Annotated in this window: 12 protein-coding genes; 4 read left to right on the top strand and 8 right to left on the bottom strand. The window is 76.2% G+C overall.

The window, feature by feature from the left end; genetic code table 11:
• The first annotated feature begins 97 nt into the window (after positions 1 to 97).
• Entirely contained in the window at positions 98 to 916 is an 819-nt protein-coding gene (locus QNH85_RS13875; RefSeq protein ID WP_282947465.1) for a sulfurtransferase, read from the top strand.
• A gap of 116 nt (positions 917 to 1,032) precedes the next feature.
• Here QNH85_RS13875 and ligD read toward each other — a convergent pair whose 3' ends face one another.
• The 3 genes from ligD to tkt all read right to left on the bottom strand — a co-directional run bounded on the left by ligD (position 1,033) and on the right by tkt (position 5,020).
• The gene (gene ligD, locus QNH85_RS13870; RefSeq protein WP_282947332.1) at positions 1,033 to 2,145 is read right to left on the bottom strand and encodes a non-homologous end-joining DNA ligase; all 1,113 of its coding nucleotides are present in this window, start codon (positions 2,143 to 2,145) and stop codon (positions 1,033 to 1,035) included.
• A gap of 49 nt (positions 2,146 to 2,194) precedes the next feature.
• Entirely contained in the window at positions 2,195 to 2,629 is a 435-nt protein-coding gene (gene nrdI, locus QNH85_RS13865; RefSeq protein ID WP_282947463.1) for a class Ib ribonucleoside-diphosphate reductase assembly flavoprotein NrdI, read from the bottom strand.
• A 225-nt stretch (positions 2,630 to 2,854) separates the two neighbouring features.
• Positions 2,855 to 5,020, bottom strand: a complete 2,166-nt coding sequence (gene tkt / locus QNH85_RS13860; RefSeq protein ID WP_282947330.1) for a transketolase — start codon at positions 5,018 to 5,020, stop codon at positions 2,855 to 2,857.
• 221 nt (positions 5,021 to 5,241) lie between these two features.
• Between tkt and QNH85_RS13855 the strand changes: the two genes are divergently transcribed.
• Complete coding sequence (locus QNH85_RS13855; RefSeq protein WP_282947328.1) at positions 5,242 to 7,917, top strand: phosphoenolpyruvate carboxylase; 2,676 nt, start codon at positions 5,242 to 5,244, stop codon at positions 7,915 to 7,917.
• Between the two features lie 90 nt (positions 7,918 to 8,007).
• Here the strand turns inward: QNH85_RS13855 and QNH85_RS13850 are convergent, their stop codons facing one another.
• The 3 genes from QNH85_RS13850 to QNH85_RS13840 all read right to left on the bottom strand — a co-directional run bounded on the left by QNH85_RS13850 (position 8,008) and on the right by QNH85_RS13840 (position 13,169).
• Positions 8,008 to 9,216: a cobalamin-independent methionine synthase II family protein gene (locus QNH85_RS13850; RefSeq protein ID WP_282947326.1), complete on the bottom strand. Its 1,209-nt coding sequence runs from the start codon at positions 9,214 to 9,216 to the stop codon at positions 8,008 to 8,010.
• Between the two features lie 148 nt (positions 9,217 to 9,364).
• Entirely contained in the window at positions 9,365 to 10,054 is a 690-nt protein-coding gene (locus tag QNH85_RS13845; RefSeq protein ID WP_282947324.1) for an alpha/beta fold hydrolase, read from the bottom strand.
• A gap of 139 nt (positions 10,055 to 10,193) precedes the next feature.
• On the bottom strand, positions 10,194 to 13,169 hold the full coding sequence (locus QNH85_RS13840; protein WP_282947322.1) for a helix-turn-helix transcriptional regulator: 2,976 nt from the start codon (positions 13,167 to 13,169) through the stop codon (positions 10,194 to 10,196).
• Between the two features lie 450 nt (positions 13,170 to 13,619).
• On the opposite strand from QNH85_RS13840, the gene QNH85_RS13835 reads away from it, so the two are divergent.
• Both QNH85_RS13835 and QNH85_RS13830 read left to right on the top strand, forming a co-directional pair.
• Complete coding sequence (locus QNH85_RS13835) at positions 13,620 to 14,348, top strand: HAD-IA family hydrolase (protein WP_282947320.1); 729 nt, start codon at positions 13,620 to 13,622, stop codon at positions 14,346 to 14,348.
• A gap of 121 nt (positions 14,349 to 14,469) precedes the next feature.
• On the top strand, positions 14,470 to 14,904 hold the full coding sequence (locus QNH85_RS13830; RefSeq protein ID WP_282947318.1) for a PspC domain-containing protein: 435 nt from the start codon (positions 14,470 to 14,472) through the stop codon (positions 14,902 to 14,904).
• Positions 14,905 to 14,965: 61 nt separating this feature from the next.
• On the opposite strand, the gene QNH85_RS13825 is transcribed toward QNH85_RS13830, so the two are convergent.
• Both QNH85_RS13825 and QNH85_RS13820 read right to left on the bottom strand, forming a co-directional pair.
• Positions 14,966 to 15,214, bottom strand: a complete 249-nt coding sequence (locus tag QNH85_RS13825; protein ID WP_213280675.1) for a hypothetical protein — start codon at positions 15,212 to 15,214, stop codon at positions 14,966 to 14,968.
• A gap of 37 nt (positions 15,215 to 15,251) precedes the next feature.
• Positions 15,252 to 16,692 (bottom strand): DHA2 family efflux MFS transporter permease subunit (locus QNH85_RS13820; RefSeq protein WP_346016324.1); only part of this gene is annotated, 1,441 nt, incomplete at its 5' end.

The following is a 16,692-nucleotide window of genomic DNA, read 5'->3' as shown; positions in this document are numbered from 1 at the left end:
CGTGCGCCACTCCGGGACCCGCTACGGGGCGCCTGGGCTGGGGCTTCGCTCGCCGGGCGCGCCCGGCCGGTCGTACCGTGGGCGGGGGCCCGACGTCATCGTCTCCGCCGCCGACCGCGCCGGCGCGCGGGGGGGCCCCCCCCGGCCCCGCCTGCTCGACGGCCGCTGGCAGGTCGGCGGCCCGCCCGGCGTCGACGCCTACCGGGCCGGGCACCTGCCCGACGCCGTGTACGTGGACCTCGACGCCGAGCTCGCTGCCGCGCCCAGCGCCGCGGACGGGCGGCACCCGCTGCCCGACGTCGCGGATCTGCAGGCCGCCGCGCGGCGCTGGGGCCTGCGCGCCGGGGAGCCGGTCGTGGTCTACGACGACTCCGGCGCGATGTCGGCGTCCCGCGCCTGGTGGCTCCTGCGCTGGGCGGGGGTCGAGGACGTGCGCCTGCTCGACGGCGGGCTCGCGGCGTGGACCACCGCAGGCGGGGCCGTCGAGACCGGCGACGTCGCCGTGGAGCCGGGCGACGTGGAGCTGTCGGCGGGACATCTGCCCACGGTCGACGCCGACGGCGCCGCCCGCTGGGCCGACGAGGGCGTGCTGCTCGACGCCCGCGCCGCCGAGCGCTACCGCGGCGAGGTGGAGCCCGTCGACCCGCGCGCCGGGCACATCCCGGGCTCGGTGAGCGCCCCGACCACCGAGAACCTGGGCGACGACGGCCGGTTCCGCCCCGTGGACGACCTGACCGCCCGGTTCGCCGCGCTCGGCGTGCCCGAGGGGGACGTGGCCGTGTACTGCGGGTCGGGCGTCACCGCGGCGCACCAGGCCGCGGCGCTGATGATGGCCGGCCGCACGCCGGTGCTGTACCCGGGCTCGTGGTCGCAGTGGTCGAACGACCCGGACCGCCCGGTCGCCACGGGGGAGTGACCGCGCGCGGCCGTCCGGACGGCCCCGCACCGGTCCGCGCCCCACCGGTCTGAGCCGCACCGGATCGCGCCGCACCGGACGGCACCGGACCGCGCCGCACCGGACCGCGCCGCGCGTCAGTCCTCCGTCGCGGCGGCCTTCGGGCGGTCCCGGTCCTTGCTCGGCTGCACGCGCTTCGGCTCGCCCGGCATCTTCGGGTACTCCGGCGGGTAGGGCAGGTCGGTGAGGCCGTGGTCGCGCTCGTCCTTCGCGGCGAGCTCCAGCAGGCCCTCCAGCGACCCCGGCGGGACGGCGTCGGTGCCCGGGGCGGGGGAGGTGCGCGCGACGAGCGGGGCGAACAGGTCGCCGACCTCCGCGAACCGCGCGGGCATCGTCGTCACGTCGAAGTCGTCCGGGTGCACGTCCGCGACCTCCTCCCAGCGCAGCGGCGCGGAGACGGTGGCCCGACGGTTCGGCCGCACGGAGTACGCGGAGGCGATGGTGCGGTCGCGGGCCATCTGGTTGTAGTCGACGAAGATCGCCTCCCCCCGCTCCTCCTTCCACCACTTCGTCGTGACCTGCCCCGGCAGCCGGCGCTCCAGCTCCCGGCCCACGGCGATCGTCGCCCGGCGGCACTGCGTGAACGACCAGCGGGGCTCGATCGGGACGAAGATGTGGATGCCGCGGCCGCCGGAGGTCTTCGGGAACCCCCTCAGCCCGTGCTCGGCGAGGACCTCCCGGACGTGCGGCGCGACCCGGGCGGCGTCGTCGAACGTCGTGCCGGGCTGCGGGTCCAGGTCGATGCGCAGCTGGTCGGGCGCCTCGACGTCGGCGCGGGTGACCGGCCAGGGGTGGAACGTCAGCGTCCCGAGGTTCGCGGCCCACGCCACGACGGCCAGCTCGGTGGGGGTGACCTCGTCGGCGGTGCGGCCGGACGGGAAGGTGATGGTCGTCGACTCGACGTAGTCCGGGGCGCCCTGCGGGACGCGCTTCTGGAAGAACGCGTCGCCCTTGTTGTCCACGCGGGTCGACAGCTTCGCGCCCTCGAACCAGCCGCGCGGCCACCGCTCCAGCGTGGTCGGGCGGTCCCGCAGCGCGCCGAGGATGCCGTCGCCCACGCTGACGAAGTACCGCACCACGTCCAGCTTGGTCAGCCCGCTGTCGGGGAAGTACACCTTCTCCGGGTTGGAGACCCGCACGGTGCGGCCCCGGACGTCGATCTCCTCGGCAGGCACCTTCGACGGGCTCATCTGCCCACCGTAGGGCGCGCGCTCGGTCCTGCCCACCCGTCGCGGCCGGTCAGGCGGCCGGGGCGTCCCCGTCCCGCGCCAGCGCCGCGTCGAGCTCCGCGAGGATGCGCCGGCACTCCTCGACGTCCCACGGCGTGCCGGCGATCTCGAACTCGAACAGCACCGGCCGGTGCGACTGCGCCGCGATGCTGCGCGCGGCCATCTGGTAGTACCGGCCGAAGTTCCGGTTGCCGGAGCCGATCACGCCGACCATGCGGCGCCGGTTCACCGGGGACCGCAGGAACCGCCGCACCGCCTCGGGGATGGTGTCGTTCCGGTCGTTGCCCGTCTTGTACGACGGGGTCAGCAGCACCCACGGGCCGTCGGCCTCGGCCAGCCGGTGCTCCCGCTCGGCGAGGTTGAACGCGGGCCGGCCGAGCCGCTCCGCGAACGACCGCACGACCCCGCTCGCGGAGGAGTAGTAGTACACGGGCGTCTGCCGGATCACCCTGCCACCCTCCCCGGAACCCCCGGCGCCCGCCGGGGACCTACGTCCCCCGCCCGGTCTCCCTCGGTCTCCCTCCGGTCGCGCTCGTCGAGACCGCAGTACTCGGGGGGTTCCGGACCCGCGAACCGCCCGAGTACTGCCGTCTCGGCGGGAGGTGCGGAGACGCCGACCGCCGGGCACCCCGGGGGGGTGCCCGGCCGTCCGCCGCGCGTCAGCGCCGGGTCAGAGCTGGTCGCCCGTGCCCGTCGTCGACGGGGCGTCGGCGTCCGACTTCGGCCCCGCGTCGCCGGCGGCGGCCGCGATGGACTCGCGGGCCGCGGCGACGACGGCGTCCGCCGTGATGCCGAACTCCTCGTACAGCGTCTCGTACGCCGCCGAGGCGCCGTAGTGCTCGAGCGACACGGCGCGGCCGGCGTCGCCGAGGATCTTCCACCAGGACAGTGCGATGCCGGCCTCGACGGAGACGCGGGCTCGCACCGAGGTCGGGAGCACCGACTCGCGGTACGCCTCGTCCTGCTCGGCGAACCACTCCAGCGACGGCGCGGACACCACGCGGGTCGGGACGCCGGCGGCCTCGAGCTGCTCGCGGGCGGCGACCGCCAGCTGCACCTCGGAGCCGGTGCCGATGAGGATGACCTCCGGCGTGCCGGTCGACCCCTCGAGCAGCACGTACGCGCCGCGGGCGACGCCCTCGGCGGACGCGAAGCCCTCCTCGCCGCGCGGGAACGTCGGGACGTTCTGCCGCGTGAGGATCAGGGCCGCGGGGCCGTCGGTGCGCTCGAGGATGGCCTTCCACGCCTGGGCGGTCTCGTTGGCGTCGGCCGGGCGGACCACGGCGAGGCCGGGGATCGCGCGGACGGCCGTGAGGTGCTCGACCGGCTGGTGCGTCGGGCCGTCCTCGCCGAGGCCGATGGAGTCGTGCGTCCACACGTAGATCGCCGGGACGCCCATGAGCGAGGCGAGCCGGACCGAGCCGCGCATGTAGTCCGAGAACGTGAAGAACGTGCCGCCGTACGCGCGCGTCAGGCCGTGCAGCGTGATGCCCGACAGGATCGCGCCCATGCCGTGCTCGCGGATGCCGAAGTGCAGCGTGCGGCCGTACTCGTCGCCGGCGAACTCGTGCGTGGACCGCTCGGCCGGGATGAAGGACGGCTCGCCCTTCATCGTGGTGTTGTTCGAGCCGGCGAGGTCGGCGGAGCCGCCCCACAGCTCGGGCAGCACGGCCGCGAGGGCGGACAGCACCTCGCCGGAGGCGGCGCGGGTCGCGACGGCCTTGCCGGCGGGGAACGTCGGCAGCACGTCGGCCCAGCCCTCGGGGAGCTTGCCGGCCCGCAGGCGCTCGAGCAGCTCGGCGCGCTCCGGGTTGGCGTCGCGCCAGGCGTCGAACGCCTTGGTCCACTCGGCCTTGGCGGCGGCGCCGCGCTCGAGGGCCTTGCGGGTGTGCGCGATGACCTCGGGGGCGACGTCGAAGGACTTCTCGGGGTCGAAGCCGAGGACCTCCTTGAGGCCCTTCACCTCGTCGGTGCCGAGCTTCGAGCCGTGCGAGCCGTGCGTGTTCTGCTTGGTCGGCGACGGCCAGGCGATGATCGTGCGCAGGCCGATGAACGACGGGCGGTCGGTGACGGCCTTGGCGGCCTCGATCGCGGCGTGCAGCGCGTCCACGTTCTCCGTGTACTCGCCGCCCTCGGTCCAGTCGACGAACTGGACGTGCCAGCCGTACGCCTCGTAGCGCTTGACGACGTCCTCGGTGAACGCGATCTCGGTGTCGCCCTCGATCGAGATGTGGTTGTCGTCCCAGATCGCGATGAGGTTGCCGAGCTTCTGCGTGCCGGCGATGGACGAGGCCTCGGAGGAGACGCCCTCCTGCAGGTCGCCGTCGGAGGCGATCACGTAGACGAAGTGGTCGAACGGGCTGGTGCCCGGGGCCGCCTCGGGGTCGAGCAGGCCGCGCTCGCGGCGGGCCGCCATCGCGAAGCCGACCGCCGAGGAGATGCCCTGGCCGAGGGGGCCGGTCGTGATCTCGACGCCCTTGGTGTGCTTGTACTCCGGGTGACCCGGGGTCTTGGAGCCCCAGGTGCGCAGCGCGGCGATGTCCTCGAGCTCCAGGCCGAAGCCGGCGAGGTACAGCTGGATGTACTGGGTCAGCGACGAGTGCCCGGCGGACAGGACGAACCGGTCACGGCCCAGCCACTGCGGGTCCGCGGGGTCGTGCCGCATGACGTTCTGGTAGAGCAGGTACGCGGCCGGGGCCAGGCTGATCGCCGTGCCGGGGTGGCCGTTGCCGACCTTCTCCACCGCGTCCGCAGCCAGGACACGCACCGTGTCGACAGCCTTGTGGTCGAGCTCGGTCCAACCGACCTGCTGGGCCAGGGGAGCCTTCGCGTTCACCGCACCTCATTTCCGCCCGGACCTCGGCGGCCCGGATCATCGGGGGTTCTGCCCACCCGGTCGCGAGGATCGGGCGCGGGCACTGCCTCCGAGCCTAGACTCCTGCGCGCAGCCCGCAGGACATAGGGCCCGGGCGCGCTGACGGCGTCCGGGGTACGTGACCGGTAACCGACTGGCGGACAACCGTCTCGTGCGTCGGACCGTTGACCTACGCTTGACCGGTGACCGACCCCCAGCCCTCTCGCGAGGCCCGCCGCGGCCTCGCGCGCCACGAGGTCCCCGACCCGCTGCGCAACGACGTCCGGATGCTCGGCGAGTTCCTCGGCCGCGTCATCAGGGAGTCCGGCGGCGACGAGCTGTTCGACGACGTCGAGCGCGTCCGCGAGCTGACCATCCGGGCGCACGACGAGCAGGACCTCGCCGCGCTCGCCGAGGCGGAGGAGCTCGTCGCCTCCTTCTCCATCGAGCGCGCGCAGCAGGTGGCCCGAGCGTTCACCTGCTACTTCCACCTGGCCAACCTGGCCGAGGAGCACCACCGGGTGCGCGTGCTGCGCGCCCGGGAGGCGGAGCTGCCGGCCGGGGAGCTCATGCAGGACGACTCGCTGCCCGCGGCGATCGAGGCCCTCGCGCAGGAGGTCGGCCGGGACGAGGCGCTGAGCCGGCTCCAGGACCTCGAGTTCCGCCCGGTGCTGACCGCGCACCCGACCGAGGCGCGCCGCCGCTCCGTGTCCCGTGCGATCCGCCGCATCTCGGACCTGCTGGCCGAGCGGGACGCCCTCGCGGCCGGCGGCACCTCCCGCGCGGAGAACGACCGCCGGGTGCTGGAGGAGATCGACACCCTGTGGCGCACGTCGCCGCTGCGGTCGCAGAAGCCGACGGTGCTGGACGAGGTCCGCACCGTGATGAACATCTTCGACACCACGCTCTTCGACACCTTCCCGACGGTGTACCGCCGGCTCGACGACTGGCTGAACGGCGACGGCGCCGGCCGCGAGGAGCCGCTGGCCCGGCCGTTCGTCCGCCTCGGCTCGTGGATCGGCGGCGACCGCGACGGCAACCCCAACGTCACGGCCGAGGTGACCCGCGCGGCCGCCGCGCTGGCGAGCGAGCACGTGCTCACCGCGCTGGAGGAGTCGGCGCGGAAGATCTCCGCGAAGATCACGCTCGACGACACCGGCACCCCGGCCAGCGCGGAGCTCACGGCGCTGTGGCAGCGGCAGCGCGACCTCTCGGAGGACGCCGCCGCGAAGGCCGCGGCCGAGGTCCGGCACCAGCCGCACCGCCGGGCGCTGCGGATGGTCGCCGAGCGGATCGCGGCCACGCGCCGCCGGGACGCCGACCTGTCCTACGCCGGCCCCGAGGACCTGCTGGCCGACCTCGACGTCGTGCAGCGCTCGCTCGTCGCCGCCGGGGCGACGCGCGCCGGGTACGGCGACCTGCAGAAGCTCGTCTGGCAGGTGCAGACCTTCGGGTTCCACCTGGCGGAGCTCGAGGTGCGGCAGCACTCGCAGGTGCACGCCGCCGCGCTGGCCGACATCGCCGAGAACGGCATCGACGGCGAGCTGCAGCCGCGCACCGTCGAGGTGCTGGAGACCTACCGCGCGATCGGGTCCGTGCAGCGCCGCTACGGCGTCGCGGCGGCTCGCCGGTACATCGTGTCCTTCACGCAGGCCCCCGAGCACCTGGCCGCGGTCTACCAGCTCGCGGAGCTCGTGTTCCCGGACCCGGCGACGCGGCCCGTCATCGACGCGATCCCGCTGTTCGAGACCTTCGCCGACCTGGAGGCGAGCGTCGACATCCTCGAGGAGATGCTGACGCTCCCCGCGGTGCAGGCGCGGCTGGCCCAGAACGGCCGGCACGTCGAGGTCATGCTCGGCTACTCGGACTCGTCCAAGGACGTCGGGCCGGTCGCCGCGACGCTCGCCCTGGACGTCGCGCAGAGCCGCATCGCGCAGTGGGGCCGCAAGCACGACCTGCGGCTCACGCTGTTCCACGGCCGGGGCGGGGCCCTGGGCCGTGGGGGCGGCCCCGCGAACCGGGCCGTGCTGGCCCAGCCGCCGGGCTCCGTCGACGGCCGGTTCAAGCTGACCGAGCAGGGCGAGGTCATCTTCGCCCGGTACGGCAACCCGACCATCGGGGCGCGGCACATCGAGCAGGTCGCCGCCGCGACCCTGCTGGCCGGTGCGCCGTCCACGGAGGAGCGGAACGCCGCCGCCACGGAGCGGTTCGCGGGCCTCGCGTCGTCCCTGGACGCCGCGTCGCGCACCCGGTTCTACGAGCTGGTCCGCGCCCCGGGCTTCCCGCAGTGGTTCGCCCAGGTGACCCCGCTGGAGGAGATCGGGCTGCTGCCCATCGGCTCGCGCCCCGCCCGCCGCGGGCTGTCCGTCGAGTCGCTGGACGACCTGCGGGCGATCCCGTGGGTGTTCTCCTGGTCGCAGGCCCGCACCAACCTGGCCGGCTGGTTCGGCCTGGGTACCGCGCTGGAGTCGGTCGGCGACCTCGAGGAGCTGCAGGCGGCGTACGCCGACTGGCCGCTGTTCAGCACCATGATCGACAACGTCGAGATGTCGCTGGCCAAGACGGACGAGCGGCTCGCCGAGCGGTACCTGGCCCTCGGGGACCGCGACGACCTGGCCGCCCTGGTGCTCGAGGAGATGGCGCTGACCCAGCGCTGGGTCCTGGCGATCACCGGCTCCGAGCGCATCCTGTCCCGCCGCCGGATCCTCGGCCGCGCGGTGCAGCTGCGCAGCCCCTACGTGGACGCGCTGTCGCTGCTGCAGATCCGGGCGCTGCGCGCGCTGCGGACGGGCGACGCCGGCGACCTGGTCGAGGAGAACAAGCGGCTGCTGCTGCTCACCGTCAACGGCGTGGCCGCGGGCCTGCAGAACACCGGCTGACCGGCCCGGCCCGGACGCGCCGACGGCCCGGCACCCCTCGCGGGTGCCGGGCCGTCGGCGCGTGTGCCGGAGCCGCCGGGGCTCCGGGCGTCAGGACCAGAGGCGCGTGCTGGCGATCTGCGCGCCCTCGACGAGCGCCTCGAGCTTCGCCCACGCGATCTGGTGGTGGATCCGCCCGCCGAGGCCGCAGTCCGTCGCGGCGACGACGTTCTCGCGGCCGACGAGCCGCGCGAACCGCTCGATCCGGTCGGCGACCAGCTCGGGGTGCTCGACGACGTTGGTCGCGTGGCCGACCACGCCCGGCAGAAGGAGCTTCCCCTCGGGGAGCGTCACGTCCTCCCACACCCGCCACTCGTGCTCGTGCCGGACGTTCGCGGCCTCGAAGGAGTAGGCGCCCGCGTCGACCTTCAGCATGGTGCGGACGATGTCCCGCATCGGCAGGTCGGTGGTGTGCGGGCCGTGCCAGGAGCCCCAGCACAGGTGGTACCGGATGCGGTCCTCAGGCAGGCCCCGCAGCGCGTGGTTGAGGGCCTCGACGCGGAGCTCCGTGAACTTCACGTAGTCCTCGACGGTCGGCTCCGGGGTGATCTGGTCCCAGTTCTCCGCCATCGACGGGTCGTCGATCTGCAGGACCAGGCCGGCGTCGATGATCGCCCGGTACTCCTCGCGCAGCGCGTCCGCGAGCGCCCAGACGTACTCCTCGTCGGTGGCGTAGAAGTCGTTGTCCATGCGGGCGGCGCTGCCGGGGGCGATCGACGTGATGAACCCCTCCTGCGCGCCGGTGGCGTCCAGCGCGGCCCGGAGGTTCGCGACGTCCTGCGCCACCGCGTCCTGCCCGGTGTACGTCACGGGGGCGACGGCCGTCGGGAACGGCTTCGGCGCCCCGCCGTGGAACACGCCGCTGCTCGGGTCGGCGTAGGCCTCCTCGAAGCGCGCCCGGTCGCGGCGGCGCCCGAAGCCGGTGACGCGGACGTCGCCCGGGGACGACTGCACGTCCTTGAGGATCCAGCTGGCACCGTCGCGCAGCTCCAGCCCGCCCAGCCGCTGGAACGAGTAGGACCACCAGGCGCCGTAGTCGATGGCGCTCGACATGGACTTGCCGAACTCGCCGTCGCCCGGCACGGAGATGCCCAGGTCGACCTGGCGCCGCACGAGGTCCGTGACAGCGGCCGAGAGCAGCTCCTCGTACCCGGCGGCGTCCTCGCCGGCCTCCCGGGCCGCGTTCGCGGCGATCAGCTCGGGCGTGCGGGGCAGGCTGCCCGCGTGGCTCGTGAGGACGTGGTCGGTGCTGCGGATCATCGGGTCTCCCGGTCGGCGCTGGCGTGCGCCGTCATCGTGGCACGCGGTCCCGGTTGGGCGGGGGAGCGTCCACCCGGCGGTCGCAGGGGACGGGCGGCTCGGGCGCGGCTCGGCGGCGCGGTTCGGGAGTGCGGCTCGGCGGCGCGGCTCAGCCGATGCGGGCCGCGCCGAGCGGCATCGCGGGCAGCGCCTTGTGCGCGAGGTCCCGCAGGACGTGCATCAGGATCCGGTTGAACGCGACGGGCGCGTGGCTGTTGACGTCGTGGCCCGCGCCGGGCACGACCCACTGCCGGGCGCCCGGGTGCGCGTCGAGGTAGCGGCGCGCGCCGAACCGCAGCGGGTCCCGGGAGCCGTTCACGAGCCACACGGGCAGCGCCATCCGGCGCAGGTCCCTCAGCGGCGAGTAGCCGTGCAGGGCGGCGAGCATGTCGGTGACGACGTGCCACGTGCCGCCGCCGAGGCCCAGCGCCCGGACGACCTCGCGCGACGCGGTGCGGTAGGCGCGCAGGGGCTTGCCCCGCAGGTCGGTCGAGCACCCGGCCAGCACCACGCCGGCCAGGCGGTCCTCGTGGCGGGCGGCGTACGCGAGGGACATGTAGCCGCCCAGCGACAGGCCGACCAGCAGCGGCGGCGTCGCGCAGGTGCGGACGGCCTCGTCGATGGCGGCGAGCCCGCCGGCGAACGTCAGGCGCTCGTGGGCGCGGGCGCCGTGGCCGGGCAGATCGATCGCCACGGTGGGGTGACCGCCCTCGGTGAGGGCGCGGACCTGGTCCTCCCAGATCGCGGAGGAGGTGCGGGTGCCGTGGACGAGCACGATCGGGTGCGGGGTGACGGGCATTCGGGCTTCCGGGGAGGGGGCGCCGCGCGGGGAGGGCCGGCGAGTGCCGTGGCTGTGGTCCCTGCCGCGGCTGGCCGCGAGCGTAGCCCGGGATCCTGGGCCGCGCCTGGGGAGCCGGCACCCGGCGGGGTGACGTGCGTCACGCCCCGAGCAGCCCCCGGCGGTGCGCGACGGCGACGGCCTCGGCCCGCCCGCCGACCCCGAGCTTGTCGAGGACCCGCGAGACGTGCACGGAGACCGTCTTGCCGCTGATGAACAGGCGCTCGCCGATCTGCCGGTTGCTCAGCCCCTCAGCGACGAGCGCGAGGACCTCCGCCTCGCGCGCGGTGAGGACGTCCGGCGACGTGGCGGGGACGCCGGGTAGGTCGAGGCGCGCGCGGCGGGACAGGTCGGTGAGCGCCCCCGTGAGCGGCGCGGCGCCGATCTCCCGCGCCACGGCCAGCGCGGCGGCCGCCTGCTCCCGGGCGGCGTCCCGGTCGTCCGTGCCGAGCAGCGCCTCGGCCCACCGCCACCGCGTGCGGGCGAGCTCGTACCGGTAGCCGTAGTCGAACTCGTCCGCCGCGCGCTGCCACGCCGTCGGGTCCGGCGTCCCGGTCAGGCGGGCGTGCTCGGCGTGGGCGCGCGCCAGCCAGGCGCGGCCCTCCGGCCCGAGCTGCCCGCCGCGGGGGCGGCCCCGGTCGGCCGTCACCACGGCGCGGTTCAGCAGCCGCGCGCCCGCCTCGAGCCGCGGCGCGGGGTCACGGCCGGTCAGCCGGTCGGCGGCCGCCTCGTCCGCGAGGGCGGCGATGCCGAGCGCGGACAGCCAGATGCCGCCCAGGAAGAAGTCCGACCAGACCCGGCTGATCTCGTCGATCAGCTCGTGCGCGAGCGCGACCGCCTCGTCCGGCCGGCCCGCCCACGTCAGGGCGTCCACGGCGCAGCCCCCGGCGATCAGCGTGATCATCGTGTCGTCGTGCCGGCCGTGCAGCAGCGCGAGGCTGCGGTCCACGGCGTCGGCGTCCCCGCGGGCGACGGCGGCGTACATCTGCACCCCGTCCACGGCCGACTCGGCGCGCGGCGGGCCGGGGTCGGCGGTCGGGGCGGGCCGGGACAGGTCGCCGCGGGTGTACCGGACGATCTCGGCGAACAGCCGCAGCTCCACGCCGTACGCGCTCCACGTGAGCCCCGAGCGCGCGGCGAGCTCCAGCCCCGCGGAGATCGTGCCCGCGGCCTCGTCCAGGCGTCCGGCGTAGAACCGGTTCGCCGCGAGGTTGTAGGTGCAGCGCAGCTCGGTCGGCACGTCGCCCGCGTCCCGCGCGCGGTGCAGCGCACCGGTCAGCAGGTCGGCGGCCCGGTCCCGGTCCTCGACCACCAGCACCGCCAGCGAGATCAGCGCGTCGGCCTCCGCGTCCGCCGCCCCGGCCGCGCGCGCCTCGTCGACGGCGGCGCTCGCGGACACCTCGGCCTGGTCGTCCAGGTCGGCGTTGAGCGCGGCGCGCGCGTGCGTGGCGAGCGCCCAGGCCCGGTCGGCGCTCGGGACGCCCTCCTCCTCGGCCAGGTCCGCCAGCGCGCGGCCGGTCTCGCGCAGCGCCTCCTCGACGCGCTCGACCGCCAGCAGGTGCCGGGCCAGCGAGGTGCGCAGCGCCGCGACCCGGCGCCCCGCCGGGACGTCGACGGCCCCGGCCTGCCGGTCCACCGCGGCGACCGCCTCGCGGGCCATGGCCACCGCCCGGTCCCCGAGCCCGGCACGTCCGCCGGCGGCCGCGGCGGCGAGCAGCACGTCGACGCGCGCCTCGCCCAGGTCGTCCGCGGCGGTCGGCACGCCCGGCCACAGCCGCAGCACCGTCTCCAGGTGGCGCAGCTCCTCGGCCGGGGCGAGGACCCGGCCCGCCTCCCGGGCGGCGTCCCGCGATGCGACGAGCGCCAGCCGGTTGTCGTGCGACAGCAGGGCGTGGTGCGCGCGCTCGGCGGGGGTGGCCAGGGCGGGGTCCGCCGCGGCGGCGAGCAGGTAGTCGCGGTGCAGGGCGACCTGCTCGCCCGGCAGCAGGTCGGTGTACACCGCCTCCGCGAGCAGGGCGTGCCGGAACGCGATCCGGCCGTCCTCGCCGACCAGCACGTGGTGCGCGACGGCGTCCCGGAGCGCGGCGTCGAACGCGGCGTGCCGGGCGGGGTCGCCGTCGGCTCCCGCGACGACCGCGCGCAGCAGGGGCTCGTCGACCCGCCGCCCCGCCGCGGAGGCCGCGCGCGCCAGCCGCTGCACCTCGGGGTCGAGCTGCTCGAGGCGCGCCCGCAGCACGTCCGCGAGCGTCCCGGGCAGGTCGGTGCCGGCACCGCGGGCCTCCAGGAGCTCCTCGGCGAAGTACGCGTTGCCCTCCGACCGCTGCTGGATCCGGTGCAGGGCGTCCTCGGGCAGCGGGCGCCCCGCGAGCGAGGTGGTGAACGCGCGCAGCTCGTCGGACGTGAACGGCGGGAGGTCGATCCGCTCGACCCGGGGGTGGCGGCCCAGCTCGGCCAGGACGGGGCGCAGCGGGTGCCGCCGGTGCAGGTCGTCCGCGCGGTAGGAGCCGACCACCAGCACCGGCTCGGCACGCAGGCGCGCCACGAGGAACCGGAGCAGGTCGCGGCTGGACGAGTCGGCCCAGTGCAGGTCCTCGACGACGAGGACCAGGGGGGCGTCGGGGCGGGCGGCGGCCGCGAGCGCCGCCGCGACGCCGTCGAACAGCTGCAGGCGCTCGGTCTGCTCGTCGGCGCCGGCGGGCTCCGCTCCGGTCGCGGGCAGCAGCCGCCGGAGCGCCGGCCGCGCCGCGACCACCTCGGCCACGCCCGGACGGTCGTCCGCGACCAGCTGGTGCAGCGCCTCGGCGAACGGGAGGTACGGCAGGCCGATCTCCCCGAGGTCGATGCAGTGGCTCACGACCACCGTCGCCCCGCGCTCGCCGGCGAGCCGCGCGACGTGCGTGAGCAGCCGGGTCTTGCCGACGCCCGCGTCGGCGCCGAGCAGCACCAGGCCGGGCTCGCCCGCTGCCGCGCGGTCCACGGCGGCGAGCAGCGCGGCGACCTGCTCGTCGCGGGCGACGAACGGTGCGTGGGCCACCGACCGGGTCATGAGGTCGATGGTGGCAGCCGGGACCGACATGCGTCTCCCTCGTTCTCGGGCGGGACGGGCGGGCCCGGGCGGCCCCGGCGGGGCGCTCGTCGCCCGGCGCGCGGACGCCGCCGCCGGTCCCCTCCGGGCCGGCGACGGCGCAGGTCGTGCGGTCAGCGCGTGCGCCGGCGGCGCCACCGCCAGCCGGGACCGGACCCGCGCACCGCAGCACGCACCAGCTCCTGGCGGTAGGCCACCTCGGCGTCCAGCGCCGGGCCCCAGATGGTGTCCATGTCGCTCTCCTGCGTCCTCGTCGGTGCCCCGCCGGGAGCGGGACCGGCCGGGCGTCCCCCGGCACGTCCCACACTGGTGCTGAGGGGGCGGGTGCCGGATCCGTCGACCGCGCCGTCCTGCGCGCCGGTCCGCGTAGGGGCCGGCCTGAGGCGGGCCTGAGGTGCCGCTGAGGACCCCCTGAGGCGGAGCGCGTGCGACGCTCGTGGCATGACGACCGAGACCCGCGCCGCCGAGGCGGACCCCACCCCGTCCACCACGCCGGCGGTGCGCGACGTGCTGGGGGAGACGTTCGACGCGGTGCTGTTCGACATGGACGGGACGCTGATCTCCTCCACCCGGGCGGTGGAGCGGTGCTGGCTGCAGCTCGCGGAGGAGTTCGCGATGCCGGCCGGGGACCTCGCGCCGTTCCGGTTCCACGGCGTGCCGGGCCGGGACATCATCGAGACGCTGCTCGCGGACCGGGACCCGGCCGAGCGGGCCGCCGCGCTGGCGCGGGTCGTCGAGCTCGAGATCGCCGACACGCACGGGATCGAGGTGCTGCCCGGGGCCGCCGACGCCCTCGGGGCACTGGCACCGGCCGGGCGCGCGGCCATCGTGACGTCCTGCGGCGCGGATCTCGCCGCGGCCCGCCTGGCCGCCGTGGACCTCGCGGTCCCCGCCGAGGTGGTCACCGCCGACGACGTGACCCGGGGCAAGCCGGACCCCGAGCCCTACCGCACCGGTGCGGCGCGCCTGGGCGTGGACGTGCGCCGCTGCCTCGTCGTCGAGGACGCGGAGTCCGGGGTCGTCTCCGGCCGGGCGGCCGGCGCGGCCACGCTCGGCCTGCGGACCACGTCGCCCGAGGGACCCGGCGGCGGCCCGGACCTCGTGGTGGCGGACCTGTCCCGCGTCGAGCTCGTGGCGGTCGAGGGCGGGGTCCGGGTCCGTCCCCGCTGAGGACCAGGGTGCGGTCAGGGTCGGACCAGGGTCCGTCCCGGATGTGGCGGTGCCCAGCGGCCGGGCACCGTGGTCCTGTCGCGATCGCGACGACCCGCACGACCGACAGGAGACCCCCGCGATGACCGGCATCTACGAGTCCATGTGGCGCAACGGCCTGGTCCGGCCGCTGGACGGCCGGGTGCTGGGCGGCGTCTGCGCCGGTCTGGCCCGGCGCTTCGGCATCGACCCGTGGCCGATGCGCTGGCTGTTCCTCATCGTGCTGATCGTGCTGCCCGGCAGCCCGCTGCTGATCTACCCCCTGCTGTGGATCTTCATGCCGGGCGAGGACTGGGTCGCGCGGGTGCACGGGCCGTCGGCGTACGGGCAGGCGTACCCGGGCGGCCCCCGGACCAGCCAGCCGTACGCCGGCGCGTCGTACCCGGCGCAGTCGTACGCGGCGCAGTCCTACCCCGGGCAGCCGTACGCGGCGCAGCCCGATCCCGCCGCGCAGCCGTACCCCGCCGCGGGCGACGAGCCGCCCGCCCCGCAGACCCCGGCCGACGGTCCCCGCTGACCGTCACCGGGCACGTCGGTCCGCGGCACCGGGAGGAGGGTCCCGGTGCCGCGCGCCCGGCTCAGCCGAGCACCTCGACGGTGACCTCCCACGCGAGGTCGTCGAGGATCTCGGCCGCGTGCAGGTGCGCCGTCCGCACGGCGGTGTCCATGTCGGGCGCCTCGCCCCGCAGGTCGAACGTCACGGGGGCCGGGCCGACGAACCCGGGCGGCGCGTCGTCGCGCAGCGCGCCGAGGGCGTCCGCCATGCCGGCGCGGGTCTCGTCGTCGGGCACGTCGGGGACGGTGAGGTGGGCGACGTAGTCGGGCATGGCGGCCATCGTGCCGCAGACCGCCGACACGCTCGCGTCAGCCGTCCCGTCCCTGCGGGGGCGCCACGCCCGCCGTCGAGCCGGGTACGGCGACCGCCGCGACCAGCGCGCCGCCGGCCATCAGGCCCGCGCAGGTGAGCATCGCGACGGGGTGCGCGTCCGCCAGCACCTGGGGGTCGGACAGGCCTGTCCCGACCCCGGCCACCAGCGGCAGCACCGCGACGGCCAGCAGCCCGGCCACGCGCGCGACGGCGTTGTTCGTGGCGGAGGCGGTCCCCGCGAGGTGGTCCGGTGCGGCGCCGAGCGCGGTGGCGGTCAGCGGGGCCACCGTCAGCACCAACCCCGCGCCGACGGCCAGGACGCCGGGCAGCACCCCGGTCACGTAGTCGGTGCCGGGGCCGATGCCGGCGAGCAGAGCCGCTCCGGCGCCGGCGAGCAGCGGCCCGACCGTCATCGGGATCCGCGGCCCGATCCGGGCGCCGAGGGCCCCGCCCCGCGCGGAGAGCAGGAGCATGAGGACCGTCGCCGGGAGCGAGGCGATGCCGGCGGCGAGCGGCGACCACCCCGTGACGACCTGCAGCGTGACGGGCAGGAAGAAGAAGATGCCCGTGAGCGCGGCGTAGACGAGCAGGGTGGCCAGGTTCACCGCGGCGAACGGCCGCCACCGGAACAGCCGCAGGGGCAGCGTCGGGTACGGCGTCCGCGCCTCGGTCACCACGAACGCGACCAGCCCCAGCAGGCCGACCGCGCCGACGACCGCCACCAGGGCGTCGACGGCGCCGCGCTCCGACCACGCGGTCAGCGACCACGTCAGCGCGCCGAGCCCGATCGCCGCGAGCACGGTGCCCAGCACGTCGAGCGGGCCCGAGGCGTCGGGGTCCCGGGACTCCGGGACCCAGCGCAGCGCCACCACCACCACGAGCGCCGCCAGCGGGATGTTGATCCCGAACACCCAGCGCCACCCGGCCTGCTCGATGATCCAGCCGCCGAGGAACGGCGCGACCGCCCCCACCGCGCCCGCGAGCCCCGACCAGGCGCCGATCGCCCGCGCCCGGTCGCCCTCCCGGAACGACGACTGCAGGATCGCCAGCGACCCCGGCGTCAGCAGCGCGCCGCCGACGCCCTGCACCGCCCGCGCGGCCACCAGCAGCCCCACGGTGGGGGCGACGGCGCACAGGACCGACGCCGCGGCGAAGGCGACCGTGCCGGCCAGGAACATCCGCCGCCGGCCCAGCCGGTCACCCAGGGAACCGCCGAGCAGCAGCAGCGCCGCGAGGGTGAGCGCGTAGCCGTTGACCGTCCACTGCAGGCCCGCGGTGGTCGCACCGAGGTCGTCCGCGATGGCCGGCAGGGCGATGCCCACCACCGTGCCGTCGAGGAACACCAGCGCGGACCCGAGCACCGTGGCGAGGAGCGTGCCGCGGCCCGCGGGGGTGCCGAGGCGCAGCACGGCGGGTGCTGCCGGCGCGGGACCGGCG

The organism is Cellulomonas endometrii, from assembly GCF_949769265.1.
Lineage (GTDB): Bacteria > Actinomycetota > Actinomycetes > Actinomycetales > Cellulomonadaceae > Cellulomonas > Cellulomonas endometrii.
The sequence above is the reverse complement of the archived record's forward strand: the minus strand, read 5'-3'. Positions and strand labels throughout refer to the sequence as shown.

Coding starts and splice junctions, on each gene's coding strand:
- ligD (WP_282947332.1), bottom strand. CDS start 2,145: ATGAGCCCGTCGAAGGTGCCTGCCGAGGAGATCGACGTCCGGGGCCGC.
- QNH85_RS13850 (WP_282947326.1), bottom strand. CDS start 9,216: ATGATCCGCAGCACCGACCACGTCCTCACGAGCCACGCGGGCAGCCTG.
- QNH85_RS13845 (WP_282947324.1), bottom strand. CDS start 10,054: ATGCCCGTCACCCCGCACCCGATCGTGCTCGTCCACGGCACCCGCACC.
- QNH85_RS13840 (WP_282947322.1), bottom strand. CDS start 13,169: ATGTCGGTCCCGGCTGCCACCATCGACCTCATGACCCGGTCGGTGGCC.
- QNH85_RS13835 (WP_282947320.1), top strand. CDS start 13,620: ATGACGACCGAGACCCGCGCCGCCGAGGCGGACCCCACCCCGTCCACC.
- QNH85_RS13830 (WP_282947318.1), top strand. CDS start 14,470: ATGACCGGCATCTACGAGTCCATGTGGCGCAACGGCCTGGTCCGGCCG.
- QNH85_RS13825 (WP_213280675.1), bottom strand. CDS start 15,214: ATGCCCGACTACGTCGCCCACCTCACCGTCCCCGACGTGCCCGACGAC.